At 75.8% G+C, this 13,129-nt stretch carries 10 protein-coding genes; 2 read left to right on the top strand and 8 right to left on the bottom strand.

Going from position 1 to position 13,129, the window contains the following annotated elements; genetic code table 11:
* Positions 1-91: 91 nt before the first annotated feature.
* The 3 genes from ACIBBA_RS24430 to ACIBBA_RS24420 all read right to left on the bottom strand — a co-directional run bounded on the left by ACIBBA_RS24430 (position 92) and on the right by ACIBBA_RS24420 (position 4,948).
* A complete protein-coding gene (locus ACIBBA_RS24430; protein ID WP_357060150.1) occupies positions 92-715 on the bottom strand; it encodes a hypothetical protein in 624 nt (207 codons plus the stop codon).
* Positions 716-3,108: 2,393 nt separating this feature from the next.
* Positions 3,109-4,665, bottom strand: coding sequence for a replication-associated recombination protein A (locus ACIBBA_RS24425; protein ID WP_396700290.1), 1,557 nt, complete (start codon positions 4,663-4,665; stop codon positions 3,109-3,111).
* A gap of 73 nt (positions 4,666-4,738) precedes the next feature.
* Positions 4,739-4,948 carry a hypothetical protein gene (locus ACIBBA_RS24420; RefSeq protein WP_155332763.1) on the bottom strand — a complete coding sequence of 70 codons (210 nt, stop codon included), beginning with the start codon at positions 4,946-4,948 and terminating at the stop codon, positions 4,739-4,741.
* Positions 4,949-5,088: 140 nt separating this feature from the next.
* On the opposite strand from ACIBBA_RS24420, the gene ACIBBA_RS24415 reads away from it, so the two are divergent.
* Positions 5,089-5,829: a GNAT family N-acetyltransferase gene (locus ACIBBA_RS24415; RefSeq protein WP_396700289.1), complete on the top strand. Its 741-nt coding sequence runs from the start codon at positions 5,089-5,091 to the stop codon at positions 5,827-5,829.
* A 99-nt stretch (positions 5,830-5,928) separates the two neighbouring features.
* Here ACIBBA_RS24415 and ACIBBA_RS24410 read toward each other — a convergent pair whose 3' ends face one another.
* The 4 genes from ACIBBA_RS24410 to aspS form a co-directional block, all read right to left on the bottom strand.
* Positions 5,929-7,266 (bottom strand): MFS transporter, encoded by a 1,338-nt coding sequence (locus ACIBBA_RS24410; protein ID WP_396700288.1) that lies wholly within the window; start codon positions 7,264-7,266, stop codon positions 5,929-5,931.
* Positions 7,263-7,862: an ArsR/SmtB family transcription factor gene (locus tag ACIBBA_RS24405; protein ID WP_396700287.1), complete on the bottom strand. Its 600-nt coding sequence runs from the start codon at positions 7,860-7,862 to the stop codon at positions 7,263-7,265. Before ACIBBA_RS24405 ends, ACIBBA_RS24410 begins: the two co-directional genes overlap by 4 nt.
* A gap of 88 nt (positions 7,863-7,950) precedes the next feature.
* A complete protein-coding gene (locus ACIBBA_RS24400) occupies positions 7,951-8,763 on the bottom strand; it encodes a sugar nucleotide-binding protein (RefSeq protein ID WP_396700286.1) in 813 nt (270 codons plus the stop codon).
* Positions 8,764-8,871: 108 nt separating this feature from the next.
* The gene (gene aspS / locus ACIBBA_RS24395) at positions 8,872-10,677 is read right to left on the bottom strand and encodes an aspartate--tRNA ligase (RefSeq protein ID WP_396700285.1); all 1,806 of its coding nucleotides are present in this window, start codon (positions 10,675-10,677) and stop codon (positions 8,872-8,874) included.
* 155 nt (positions 10,678-10,832) lie between these two features.
* Between aspS and ACIBBA_RS24390 the strand changes: the two genes are divergently transcribed.
* Positions 10,833-11,726 carry a DUF998 domain-containing protein gene (locus tag ACIBBA_RS24390; protein WP_396700284.1) on the top strand — a complete coding sequence of 298 codons (894 nt, stop codon included), beginning with the start codon at positions 10,833-10,835 and terminating at the stop codon, positions 11,724-11,726.
* Between the two features lie 124 nt (positions 11,727-11,850).
* On the opposite strand, the gene ACIBBA_RS24385 is transcribed toward ACIBBA_RS24390, so the two are convergent.
* Positions 11,851-12,897 (bottom strand): S1 family peptidase, encoded by a 1,047-nt coding sequence (locus tag ACIBBA_RS24385; protein ID WP_396700283.1) that lies wholly within the window; start codon positions 12,895-12,897, stop codon positions 11,851-11,853.
* Between the last annotated feature and the right edge of the window lie 232 nt (positions 12,898-13,129).

Genomic DNA, 13,129 nt, shown 5'->3' with positions numbered 1-13,129 from the left:
TACCCACACCGGCGCTCGACGACCCGTGCGGGTCAACGGGAGCAGGCGGGCCTGCCAGCCCCAGACCCTACCGTCCGTGATGGAAACCGGCTCACGACGGTGAGGGTGTCAGCTCACCCAACGGGTCTCCGCTGAGGGTCGGGAACGGATCCTCGCCGGTGAGTGACGGATCAGTGGTCGGCTGTGGTCGGGTCCGCTCGTCGTCGATCGCGTTGCGGACCTTCACCGACACCAACGAGCCGGCGCACGTACCCGCAGCGGCCGACGGGTCGGGAGACGGCACGATGGCCGGCTCCCCGTCCACCGGCGGCGGCACACAGGCCGGCTCGCGGACCCACAGGTCGAGGGTCAGCTCGTCCCGACGCCAGCAGGTGTAGCTGCCCTTCTCCTGCTGCTCCGGGCAACGGGCCACCTTCCACGGGCGCCAGCCGTCCTGCCGAAGCGCGCTCTCGTAGACCTGCACGGTCTCGTCCGGCGCGCGCTCCGAGGTGACGGTGCGCTCACGCAGCCGGCAGTCGAGCAGGCACCACCGGCTGCCGCTGACCTCGTCGACCGTCTGCGCCGCCGCCCAGCCCGGCACGTTCAGCTCGTCGAGGCTGTCGAAGACCGGGTCGCGGCTGAGCGTGCGGATGCCGAAGTAGACCGGCACCGCGCCGAGCAGCACCAGGGTGACCACCGCCAGCACGGCCATCCGCAGCCGGCGGCGCTCGCGCATCTGCCGGCGCAGCTCCGAGCGGGCGCCGCGCAGGCCGCCGGCCGCGGCGGAGTCGTCGTCCGGGGCGTCCGGTCCGGCCGCGCTGCGCAGCGGCGATCCGCTCACCGGCTCCGGCCCGGGGCCGTCCAGCGCCGGACCGGGGGGCGGTACCACCGCGGCGGCCCGGGCGACCGCCGGCGGCTCTGCCGGGCGGCCCACGACCGGGACCGGCGGTACGCCGGAGGGCTCGGGACGGCCCGCCTCCCGCTGCGGCGGCAGGGCGCGGCCGGCGGCCCGGTCCTCCGGGGCCGGTCTCCCGGGGGCGGTGGCACGGGCCGCGGCGGGCACGGCCGCGCTACCGGGCCGGGGTACGGCGCCGGGTCGGCCGCGATCGTCGGCGCCAGCCCCTGTCGGGGGTCGGCCGGGACCGTCGGGTCCGGACCGTCCATCCGCGCCGGGGCGGACGGCGGCTCGGGCGGCGACATCCGCGCCGGGGCGAGCCGCGCCACGGGCAGGCACGTCGGGACCGGGCCGGGCCGCGCCACGGGCGGGCGCATCGGGGCCGGGCCGGGCCGCGCCGCGAACCGGGCCGGCCGCGGCGTCCGGGCCGGGACCGGTCGGCGACTCGGCGCCCGGGCCGGGGCGGGCCGCGCCACGGGCCGGCGGGGCGGGACCGGTGGGCTCGGCGGGCGTGTTCCGGCCGGCGCCCCGCCCCCGGTCCGGACCGGAGCGGTAGGGGTCGTCGGCGGGGCGAGGCGGACCCCCGGCGGCCCGCCGGCCGGTCGGGTCGCCGGCCCCCGGGTCCACGGGCACGCCGCGCCCGGTGGTCGGCTCGGCGGTCGGTGGCACCGGCGCGGAGGCACGCCGAGTGCCGGTCGGGTCCTGGCCCGGTGGCACGGCGGAGCGGCGGCCGGTCGGCCGGTCGCTCGGCGCGGCCTGACCCGGCGGGACGGGGCCGGGTGCCGGTCGCCGCCCGGTGGAGCGGTCCGGGGCCGGCGGGGTCGTCGGCGCGGACGGCGTCGACCCACTGCGGTTGATCACCGGAAGCTTCGGATCGGTGTGTGGCAGTCGGCCCGCCTGACGCAGCCAGTCCGCCGGGCGTTCGGGGCGACCGCCCCGGGTCGGACCGGCATCGCCCGCGCCGGACCGTCGACCGGAGGCGGTCTCGGCCTCCTCCGGCTCCACCCGCCGACGGCCCGCGGTGGCATCGGCGTCGTCCGCCGCCCGCCGACGGCCCGAGGCGGTCTCGGCACCGTCCGCCGCATGCCGACGGCCAGCGGCGGTGTCGGCCTCGTCGGGCGCATGCCGACGGCCCGAGGCGGTGTCGGCCTCGTCCGGGGCGGCCCGCCGACGGCCGGCCGGACTCTCCGTCTCCCCCGCCACCGGACGCCGGCGACGCCCGCTGGCGGTGGCCGAGCCGGCCGTCGGCTCCTCGGCGGAGGCGCCGGGAACCGGCGGAGCGTTGCCCGAGCGGGGCACCGGAGACTCGTCGGGTTCCGGTGCCCGCCGGCGACCGGAACCGGATGCGGGGGCCCGGTCGGTGACCGGCCCCGTCGTGGTCGGAGCCCCGGGGTCCGGGGCGAGCGCACCGACCGGGCCGCGGCGGCGCCGGTCCGGGCGCGGTTCGCGCTCGGCACCGGGGTCGGGCCGCAGACCGCCGGGCACCGCCGGCGGCTGACCGAGCGGCGGCAGGTTTCGCGGGTTCGTCGGCGCACCGGCCGGGCCGCCGGAGACCGGCCGGGGACCGGGCGGGCGTACCGGGTTGTCAGCACCCGGGCGTGGCGGCGCACCCGCCGGATCGCCGGGGGTGGGCCGGGGGCCCTGCGGACCGGCCACGGGTCGGGCGCCGGGTGGCCCGGCGGGAGCCTCGGGGTTCGGGCGGGGCTGCGGGCCTCTCGGGGCGCCCGCGGCTGGCCGGGCCCCCGGCGGGCCGCCCGAAGTCGGATGCGCTCCGGGAGCCGGTACCGACGCCGCGCCGCGGCGGACGGGCTGGTGCGGGGCGGCCGGGCCGGGCGTCGGCCCGACGCCGGGCGGCGCCGGTGGCCGCTGCTCCGGGCGGGCCGGGCCGGGCTGCTCCGGCGCGCCGGGCCACGGCCCGTCGACCGGACGCGGCCGGGCGGCGCCGCTCTCCGTTCCGCCCCGACGCACCGGGGGCGCGCCGGGCGGTGGCCCGTCCGGGCCGGGTGGTACCGGAACGCCGCCGCGAGCGGTCGGTGCGCCGGCCTCCGGCGCACCCGGCCCCAGCTCGACCTGTTGCTGCTTGGCCGAGCGCAGGTCGTCGATCCAGCCGAACTCCTCGCCGCTGACCGGCTCCTCCGGTTCGGCCTCGGCTCGGCCCCGCCCCCAGCGGCGGCCCTTGGCACGGGGATCGCGCCGCTCGTCCGGGCCGTCCTCCGGTCGCTCCCCACGGGATTTCACTGCTGACCCTCTCCGGCGGCGTCGCTGCCGCCCTGCTCCGCCACGTCGGCGCCATCCGAGCCCGTCGGTCGACCGCCGTTGCCCGCCGGGACCGAAGCCGGCGCCTCGGATCCGGCCGCCGGGACCACGGGTCGCGTCGCCGCCGAGTCCGACGCCGCCGGCCGGCTCACCGGGGTGGGCAGCCCGCGGACGATCCGGCGCAACAGCGGCAGCCGGGTGGCCACCGACCGCTCCGAGCCGTGCTGGCTGGGCCGGTAGTAGTCGGTGCCGACCAGGTCGTCCGGCACGTACTGCTGGGTGAGCACGCCGCGCTGGTCGTCGTGCGGATAGCGGTAACCGGCACCGTGACCGAGCCCGCGGGCGCCGGCGTAGTGCGCGTCGCGCAGCCCACGGGGCACCGGACCGCCCCGCCCGGCCCGCACGTCGGCGATGGCCGCGCCGATCGCGGTGGTGGCCGAGTTGGACTTCGGCGCGGTGGCCAGGTGGATCACCGCCTGGGCGAGGTTGAGCTGGACCTCCGGAAGCCCGACGTACTCCACCGCGTGCGCGGCGGCGGTGGCCACGCTCAACGCGCTCGGGTCGGCCATCCCGACGTCCTCGCTCGCGAAGATCACCAACCGGCGGGCGATGAACCGGGCGTCCTCGCCGGCGACCAGCATCCGAGCCAACCAGTGCAGCGCCGCGTCCACGTCCGAGCCGCGCATGCTCTTGATGAAGGCGCTGATCACGTCGTAGTGCGCGTCGCCGTCCCGGTCGTAGCGGACGGCGGCCACGTCCACCGCCTGCTCGGCGGTGCTCAGGTCGATCACGCCGGCGCCGAGCGCGCCGGCGGAGGAGGCAGCGGCCTCCAGGGCGGTCAGGGCCTTGCGTACGTCGCCGGCGGCGAGCCGGACGAGGTGGTCCTCGGCCGCCGGCTCCAGGGTCAGCGTGCCGCCGAGACCCCGCTCGTCGGCGACCGCCCGGCGCAGCAGGCTACGCACCGCCTCGTCGTCCAGCGGCTGGAGGGTGAGCAGCACGCACCGGGAGAGCAGCGGCGAGATCACCGAGAAGTACGGGTTCTCGGTGGTGGCCGCGAGCAGCGTGACCGTGCGGTCCTCGACCGCGGCGAGCAGCGAGTCCTGCTGGGTCTTGCTGAACCGGTGCACCTCGTCGATGAAGAGCACGGTCTGCGGGCCGCCGCTGCGGCGCTGCCGACGGGCCGTCTCGATCACCGCCCGGACGTCCTTCACCCCGGCGGAGAGCGCCGACATGGCGACGAACCGGCGGTCGGTGGCCCCGGCGACCAGGTGCGCGATGGTGGTCTTGCCGCTACCCGGCGGGCCCCAGAGGATCACCGACATCGGCGCGCCGCCGCTGACCAGCTGGCGCAGCGGGGCCCCGGGGGCGAGCAGGTGGTCCTGCCCGATCAGCTCGTCCAGGCTCGCCGGGCGCATCCGCACCGGCAGGGGCGAATCCGGCCCGACCGTGCTGAACCCGTCGACGCCAGCGGAACCCGCGGGGGCGCTGGGCGCTCCGGCGGGTTCACCGAGGGAGAAGAGGGCGTCGGACTCCATCACGGGAACAGTACCGGGCCGGGTCCGCAACGCCGGAATCGCGCCGCGGCCCGACCTCGGTGATCGGTTCCGGTCAGCCCCGACCCGGACGCCGACCCCGGTACCAGCGGCCGCCGCCGCCACCCGGGCCACGGCCGACACCGGCCAGGTAGAGCGAGAGCAGCAGCAGGCCGATGAGCACAAGGGTGTTCCAGTTGAACAGGTCCGGCGCGCCGAAGTTGGTGTCCATCAGGTCGAGCAGCAGGGCGAAGCCGAATACGATCGCCGCGAGAATGGCGAGCATGGCGTTCCTCCGGTGGGGGTTCCCAGTAGGTCGGCGCGAGATGTACCCAATCGGTCCGCTCGCCAATCTCCACCATGGACCCACCCGTCCGACCCGGGCACCGGCGGATGCGCTGCGCTGCGGGCTTCTAGGCTGACTGCATGATCATCGCCGACCAGGTCCTGCATGGCCGGGCCGCCATCCTGGCCGCCGCCGGCCACCATCCGTACGCCCGGCACTCGCTCTGGCGGGACAGCGAGCCGCGCGGTTACCGGCGCGACGGCGCGGTGCTCTGGCTGCTGCCGGCGGAGCACGGACCGGCGGCCGGGGCGCTCGGCTCGCCCGGCCCCGCGCTGGACGTCTGCGCCGCGCTGGTCGCCGAGGGTGCGCTCGGCCCCGGCCAGTGGGTGCACCTGCCCCGACTCGACCCGGCGGAGCTGGCCGGCCGGCTGACCGTGGCGCGGCACGACGAGTGGGACTTCCTCTGGACCACCACGCCGCCGCCGTTCCAGCCCAGCGAGGAGCGGGTGGTCCGGCTCACCGAGGCCGACCACCCGGCGCTCGCCGCGCTGGTCGACGAGGCCTTCCCCACCAGCACCTCACGCCCGGGCGACCCCCGGGTCGTCGACTGGTACGGCATCCGCGACGGCGACCGGCTGGTCGCCTGCGGGGCGGATCGCAGCCGGGGCGACATCGGCTTCCTGGCCGGGCTCACCGTCGCCCCGGCCGTGCGCGGGCAGGGGCTGGGCGCGGCGCTCACCGCCGGAATGACCCGGACGCTGCTCACCCGCCACGACCAGGCCGCGCTCGGCGTCTACACGGTCAACGTCGGGGCGATCCGGCTCTACCGGCGGCTCGGTTTCACCAACACCCTGCCGCGCAGCTCCCTGCACCTCGGCTGAGGCCGTACGCCACCCGGTGCCGTCGGGCGGGTGTGCTGCCGCCGAGCCGTCGTGACGACCCAGCGGCAGCACACCCGAACCGCGACGCGCCCTGCCGGCTCAGCTGCCCCTCGTGGCGCCGGCCGCGTCCGCCGCCACGGCACTGGGCTCGACCGTCCCGGCCGACGGCGTCGGCCCGGCCGGGGTGACCGGTGCCCGGTCGGCGGCCCGACCGGCCCGCCAGGCAGGCAGGTAGAGCGGCGCGGCGAGGGCCAGCACCACGGCGCCGACCAGCATCGCGGCGGTGACGCTGACCGTGTCGGCGAGCGCGGTGAGCACCACCGCGCCGATCGCGAAGCCGGGCTGGCCCATCATCGAGTTGAGCGAGATGACGCTGGTCCGGTAGGGGCCGTCGACCTGGCGGTGCAGCAGGCCCTGGTGCAGCGGGTTGGCCGCCCCGTGCACGGTGTAGCAGGCGAGGTAGGCGAGCAGCACACCGACCGGGCCGGCGAGCAGCCCCATCCCGACCACCGTGCCGCCCTGGAGAAGGAGCATCAGTGCGGCGCTCGGGGCGGCCCCGAGCCAGCGCAGCAGCAGCGGGGTGAGCGCGGCGCCGGCCGCCCCGGCCAGCCAGGCCGCCGAGTTCGCCGGCCCGAGCAGCGCCGCCGCCCGGTCCGGATCTCCGACCACCTCGGAGAGCCGCACCGGCAGCAGCGACTCGAAGGTGACCATCCCGAAGCCCCAGAACAGCTCGACGGAGACCAGCGCCAGGAGCACCCGGGAGCGGCGCAGCAGCCCGACGGCCTGACCGATCATCCGTGGCGCCTCGACGAGCGACGCCCGCAGCGCCCCGGCGCCTCGGGCCGGGCGGACCTCCCGCAGCAGCACCAGCAGGGCGGCCAGGGCCACCAGCTGGAACGCGGCGGCGACCAGCACCGGGACGGTGAGCGCGCTGACCGGCCCGATCGGGCCGAGCGCGACCAGGCCGCCGCTGAGCAGCGCTCCGGCGGCGATGGCCACGCCGATCACCGTGCCCGCGTAGCCGAGACCCGGCTCGTACTTCGCCTCGGGGTCGGCGGCCAGGGTGGCGTCGACGTACCAGGACTCCAGGGGACCGCTGTCCAGCGCCCGGAAGACGCCCTGCAACGCCCAGACCAGGGCGAAGAGCGCGAACGAGTCGGCCACCGCGAAGATCAGCAGAGAGATCAGGCCGAGTGTCCAGGCCACCAGGAGCACCGGCCGTCGGCCGAGGGCGTCGGCGAGCCCGCCGGTGGGCAGCTCCAGCGCCAGCACGACCAGGCCCTGGGCGACCGTGACCAGCCCGATCTGGGACAGCGACAGGCCACGTTGCTGCATCAGCAGGATCATCACCGGGATGATCAGGCCGGAGGGCAGCCAGCGCAGTCCGTGCAGCACCAGGAAACGGCGGCGGACCTGGCGTACGGAGAGCGCGCTCATCGTTCCTCCTCCACCCGGGGGAAGGCGGCCAGGAAGACGTGCACGGACCGGGCGTCCCGCTCGTCGGGCGTGGCCTCGTCGCGGTAGCGCTCCAGCAGCTGCCACAGCTCGTCGTTGAGCGCGCGGAGCCGGGCCGGCCCGAGCTCGAGCACCATGTCACCCATGCCGGCGGCGTCGCGCCACTCGCGGGACCAGCCGGGCGCGACGGCCATCCACCGTTCGGCCTGCTCGGCGAGGAGCCGCACCTGGTCGGCCTGGATCCACTGCACCGCCGCTCGGGCGTCCGGGTCGTCGTCGAAGTCCGTCGGCTCGAAGTTGCTGATGTCGTGCGCCGCCTGCCACCACCGCTGGCGGCCGGCGCCGCGGTCGAGGTCCTCGGTCACCAGCCCCACCTCGGCGAGCTGCCGCAGGTGGTAGCTGGTCGCCCCGGTGTTGGTGTGCAGCTTCTCGGCCAGCGCGGTGGCCGTCGCCGGCCCGTCGAGACGCAGCGTGCCGAGCAGCCGCATCCGGAGCGGGTGGGCCAGCGTGCGGACCTGCCGGGCGTCCAGCTGGACGCTGCGGGGGGCGGGTGGCCCGCCCGGATGTTCGTCATCCATGCATGCACAATAGCTGTGCACACTTCCTGTGCACAATAGTTGTGCACAGGAAGTGTGCGTGACCGTCGGGGATGCTTCCGGGGGGCGCTCAGCCGGCGAGGAGTTCGCGGACCCCGCGCAGCCGGGTCCGCAGCAGTCCGGCGGCGCGGGAGCAGTCGAGGCGCACCTCGACGGGGCCGGTCGCCCCGGACTCCGCGCTGGTGGTGGTCTTCAGGCCGGCCGGGTCGAGGCCCTCGCGGCGGGCCACCAGCCGGCCGAGTTCGGCGCGGCTGACCGCATCCGGGCCGGCCACGTTGAGCGGGCCGGCGTGGTCGCCCTCGACCAACTCCAGCACGGCGGCGGCCAGGTCGGTGACATCGACCGGGCAGCGGATCGCGTCGGTGAAGAGAGCCGCCCGGCCGGCGAGCGCGTCCCGGCAGAGTTCGACCTGCTTGCTCCCCTCCCCCAGGATCAGCGAGGTGCGCACCAGCGCCGCGCCGGGGTCGATCGCCCGCACCGCGGTCTCGGCCGCCGCCTTCGCCGCGCCGTACGGGTAGACCGGGCTGGGCGGCTCGTCGTCGGCGTACGGCTCGGGGCGGCCGGCGTGCAGCGCGTCGCTGGAGAGGTGCACCAACCGCGCCCCCACCTCGGCGGCGGCGACCGCGACGTGCGCCGCCCCGTCGGCGGTCACCGTCCAGTCGCCGTACCGGTAGGGGGTGCCGACGACGGCGTCCGGCCGCACCTCGGCGACCAGCGCGCGCACCGCGGCGCGGTCGGTCACGTCGAACCGCCGCGCCTGCACTCCCGACAGCCCGACCGCGCCCGAGTGGTACGTCCCCACCACCGGCCATCCGGCGGCCACCGCCTGCCGGCACACCTCACCGCCCAGGAACCCGCTGGCCCCCACCACGAGCAGCCTCATCCCACCCCGCCCCCTACTTCCCGAAAAAGGATCAAGAGGTCCGCGTCATGTCGACAGCGAATCATGACGCGGACCTCTTGATCAACAGGGGCAAGGCCCCCGGGTGGGTCAGGTGGGGTCGGCTACCGGGGCGGCGGGGCCGGCGGTGCCGGTGTGCGGGGTGGCGGGGGGCTTGGGCTTGGCGTCGATGCCGGCCTCGGTGCGCTGCTGGCCGGTGATCGGCGTCGGCGCGCCGGTCAGCGGGTCGAAGCCACCCCGGGTCTTCGGGAAGGCAATCACCTCGCGGATCGAGTCCGCGCCCGCGAGCAGCATGCAGACCCGGTCCCAGCCGAAGGCGATGCCGCCGTGCGGCGGCGCGCCGTACTTGAACGCCTCGAGCAGGAAGCCGAACTTGTCCTGCGCCTCCTCCGGGGTGATGCCGAGCAGGTCGAAGACCCGCTTCTGCACGTCACCACGGTGGATACGGATCGAGCCGCCGCCGATCTCGTTGCCGTTGCAGACGATGTCGTACGCGTAGGCCAGCGCCCGGTCCGGCGCTTCCTCGAATCGGTCCACCCACTCGGCGTTCGGGGAGGTGAACGGGTGGTGCACCGCGGTCCACCCACCCTCGTCGGTGCGCTCGAACATCGGCGCGTCGACCACCCAGCAGAACGCCCAGGCGCTCTCGTCGACCAGCCCGGCCCGCTTGGCGATCTCGATCCGGGCGGCGCCGAGCAACTCCTGCGCCTCGCGGGTGTTCGCGCCGGCGGCGAAGAAGATCGCGTCGCCGGGCTTGGCGCCCACCGCGTCGGCCAGCCCGGCCAGGTGCGCCTCGGAGAGGTTCTTCGCCACCGGGCCGCGCGCCTCGCCGGTCTCCGCGTCGAGCACCACGTACGCCAGACCGCGCGCGCCGCGCGCCTTCGCCCAGTCCTGCCAGCCGTCCAGCTCCTTGCGGGTCTGCGACGCGCCGCCGGGCATCACCACCGCGCCGACGTAGCCGCCGGCGTCGATCGCGCCGGCGAAGACCCGGAACTCGGTGCCGCGCAGGTAGTCGGTCAGCTCGGTCAGCTCGACGCCGTAGCGCAGGTCCGGCTTGTCGGAGCCGTACCGGGCCATCGCGTCGTGCCAGGTGATCCGCGGGATCGGCCGGGAGATCTCGTGCCCGGCCAGGTCCTTCCAGAGCGCCGAGACGATCGCCTCGCCGAGGTCGATCACGTCGTCCTCGGTGACGAAGGACATCTCGATGTCGAGCTGGGTGAACTCCGGCTGCCGGTCGGCGCGGAAGTCCTCGTCGCGGTAGCAGCGGGCGATCTGGTAATAGCGCTCCATCCCGCCGACCATCAGCAGCTGCTTGAACAGCTGCGGGGACTGCGGCAGGGCGTACCAGCTGCCGGGCTGGAGCCGGACCGGCACCAGGAAGTCGCGGGCGCCCTCCGGGGTGGACCGGGTCAGCGTCGGGGTCTCGATCTCCAGGAAGTCCCGCTCGTGCAGCACGCCGCGAGCCAGCTGGTTGGCCCGCGAGCGCAGCCGCATCGCGCTAGCCGGCCCGCTGCGTCGCAGGTCGAGGTAGCGGTACCGGAGCCGGATGTCGTCGCCGGCCTCGATCTGGTCGTCGACCGGCAGCGGCAGCGGCGCCGCCTCGGAGAGCACCTCCAGCTCCGCGACGGTCACCTCGACCTCGCCGGTGGGCAGCTCCGGGTTCTCGTTGCCCTCCGGGCGGCGGGTCACCTCACCGGTGACCTTCACGCAGAACTCGTTGCGCAGCGCGTGCGCGTCCTCCTCGCGGAACACCACCTGGACCACGCCGGAGCCGTCGCGCAGGTCGACGAAGATGACACCGCCGTGGTCGCGGCGGCGGGCCACCCAGCCGGCGAGCGTCACCGTCGAGCCGGCGTCCGCGGCGCGCAGGCTTCCGGCATTGTGGGTACGGATCACGGCTGGCAACTCCTCATCGTGGAACAGTCCTCACCGGCATTCTGTCAGGGGCGGGACTCCTCGCTCCCGGGCACCCGGCACGCCAGGGCAATTCGTCGTCGGGCGGTCGGCGCGAACCCGGCTCGGCGCGACGCCGCGCCGGTTAACGTGGCCGAATGCGCGTCGTACCCAACTGGGCCGTCGCCACGGCGGCGGCGGCACCCGTGCTGCTGGTGACCGGCTGGACGGTCGCGGGCGCCCGCCAGCCCGCCGGCTACGACCCGGTCCGGGACACCATCAGCGAGCTGGCCGGGCACGACGCCACCGACGCCTGGATCATGATCGGCTGTCTGGTGCTGTTCGGCGGCTGCTACGTGGCGATCGCCGCCGTACTGCACGCGGCCGGGCTGCCCAGCCGCTTCCTGCTCGCCGTCGGCGGGGTGGCCACCATCGCGCTGATCGCCTTCCCCCGACCGACGGTCGGCGGCTCCCTCGGCCACGGCGTCGTGGCCACCGTGGCCGTCCTCGCCATGGCGCTCTGGCCGGCCGGTTCGGCGCTGCGGCTACCGCGGGGCCCGGACGCCGGGCACCCGGCCCGGCCGGAACCGCCGTGGGCGTTCCGCCGGGCGGTGGGGCTCAGCGTCACCGCGCTGCTGCTGGTCCTCTTCGGCTGGTTCGCGTTCGAGGTGACCGGCGGGTCCCGCACCGGGCTGGCCGAGCGGGTGCTGGCGGTGGCCGTCGCGCTCTGGCCGCTGCTGGCGGTCCTCTCCGCCCGGCGGGCGCAGCTCACCTGGGCCGCCACGGCCGCCGACGACGCCACGGCCGCCGCTCCCGCCCGTCTCACCAGGGCCGCCGGGACCGCCGGGACCGCCGGTCGTCCAGCGGCCGCCGGTCTTCCCACGGCCGCCGGGCCTGCCACAGCCGCCGACCCCGCGGCCGCCGGGACCGCCACGGTCGCCGACGCCGCGCCGCCCGTCGACTCGGGTCGGCGGGTGACCCGGGTCGTGCCGCACGATTCCCGTCGGCCGGCCCGTGAGCCCACTCCGCCGCGGCCCGACCCGCTTCCGTGAGTCGGCCCCGCTTCCGTGAGTCGGCTGCCCGCGCGGTACGCCGCCGGCAGGGTGGCGACCCGACCGCCCGGACGCACGACGCGGGCCGCCGGAGAAATCCGGCGGCCCGCTCAGCTGGTGTGGATCAGAAGACGCTGACGCCGTAGCGGCTCAGGGCCTCGGTGACCGGCTGGAAGTAGGTCGTGCCGCCGGTGCGGCAGTTGCCACTGCCGCCGGAGGTCAGGCCCAGGGCGGTGCTGCCGCTGAACAGCGAGCCGCCGCTGTCGCCCGGCTCGGCGCAGACGTTGGTCCGAATCAGGCCGGAGACCGAACCCTCGGCGTAGTTCACCGTGGCGTTGGTCGCGTTCACCGAGCCGCTGCGCAGGCCGGTGGTGCTGCCGGAGCGCTGCACCGACTGGCCGACGGAGGCGTTGCCGGCGCCGGTGATGTCCCGGTAGCTGCCGTTGTAGAGGTAGACGTTGCCGGCCGCGTTGGCGGAGTTGCTGTGCCGGACGATGCCGTAGTCGTTGCCCGGGAAGCTGGTGCCGGTCCGGGTGCCGATCAACGCGGTCTGGGCCGAGTTCGAGTACCAGCTCGACGAGATGTTGGTGCAGTGCCCGGCGGTCAGGAAGTAGTAGGTGCTGCCGCTGCGCACGTTGAAGCCGAGCGAGCAGCGTCCGCCACCGCCGGCGTAGATGGCCTGGCCGCCGGAGATCCGGGTGCTCAGCACGCCGGCCTCGGCCTCGATCCGGACCGCGCCGTTGGCCCGCGCCGCGGCGGCCTTGACCCGCTCCAGCTTCGCCCCGGTGACGGTGCTGTCCACGGAGACGACGACCTGGTTGGTGACCGGGTCGCTCCACCAGGCGGTGCCCGGGATCTTGGCCGAGCGCTCCAGGTCCGCGGTGGCCCGGTTCAGCTCGGCGGCGCCGCGGGTGACGTACTTGACGGTGGCGCCGGCCTTGCTCGCCTGGCGGGCGGCCGCCGCGTCGGTCACGGTGACGACCGACTTGCCGTTGGCGTCGATGTACGAGCCGGCGGAGCGGTCGCCGAGCTGCGCGGCGAGGGCGGCGGCGGTGTCGGGCGAGGCGGCGGGGGCCGCCTGGGCGGGCGCGCCGATGAGCGAGCCGACGACCAGAGCTCCGGCCACGGTGAGGGTGGCGGCGTGGCGGATCGATGACCTCGTGGGTCGCATGTAACAAACCTCCAGGGAGGGAGCGACGGCCCACACCGGGGCTGGCGGGGGCACAGGACAATCCGGCCGAACTGGGGGAATCGGCCGCGACTCACTGAAGTATTCACATGCTTAAGATCATCGGCAAGACCCAAATTTGTCCTTTTCGCCCCGCCAACGGTGGTCATCGACCGGAAACATTGTGGACACAGATGGCTGTCTATACGATCTGCTCACCGCACCTCCACCCCTC

This window comes from Micromonospora sp. NPDC051006, from assembly GCF_044456245.1.
Classification (GTDB): domain Bacteria; phylum Actinomycetota; class Actinomycetes; order Mycobacteriales; family Micromonosporaceae; genus Micromonospora.
The sequence above is the reverse complement of the archived record's forward strand: the minus strand, read 5'-3'. Positions and strand labels throughout refer to the sequence as shown.

What these genes read in the sequence shown, in the direction of transcription:
- ACIBBA_RS24405 (WP_396700287.1), bottom strand. Translation starts at nt 7,862, where the DNA reads ATGGATGACGAACATCCGGGCGGGCCACCCGCCCCCCGCAGCGTCCAG.
- ACIBBA_RS24425 (WP_396700290.1), bottom strand. Translation starts at nt 4,665, where the DNA reads ATGGAGTCCGACGCCCTCTTCTCCCTCGGTGAACCCGCCGGAGCGCCC.
- ACIBBA_RS24430 (WP_357060150.1), bottom strand. Translation starts at nt 715, where the DNA reads ATGCGCGAGCGCCGCCGGCTGCGGATGGCCGTGCTGGCGGTGGTCACC.
- ACIBBA_RS24420 (WP_155332763.1), bottom strand. Translation starts at nt 4,948, where the DNA reads ATGCTCGCCATTCTCGCGGCGATCGTATTCGGCTTCGCCCTGCTGCTC.
- ACIBBA_RS24400 (WP_396700286.1), bottom strand. Translation starts at nt 8,763, where the DNA reads ATGAGGCTGCTCGTGGTGGGGGCCAGCGGGTTCCTGGGCGGTGAGGTG.
- ACIBBA_RS24415 (WP_396700289.1), top strand. Translation starts at nt 5,089, where the DNA reads ATGATCATCGCCGACCAGGTCCTGCATGGCCGGGCCGCCATCCTGGCC.
- ACIBBA_RS24410 (WP_396700288.1), bottom strand. Translation starts at nt 7,266, where the DNA reads ATGAGCGCGCTCTCCGTACGCCAGGTCCGCCGCCGTTTCCTGGTGCTG.
- ACIBBA_RS24385 (WP_396700283.1), bottom strand. Translation starts at nt 12,897, where the DNA reads ATGCGACCCACGAGGTCATCGATCCGCCACGCCGCCACCCTCACCGTG.
- ACIBBA_RS24390 (WP_396700284.1), top strand. Translation starts at nt 10,833, where the DNA reads ATGCGCGTCGTACCCAACTGGGCCGTCGCCACGGCGGCGGCGGCACCC.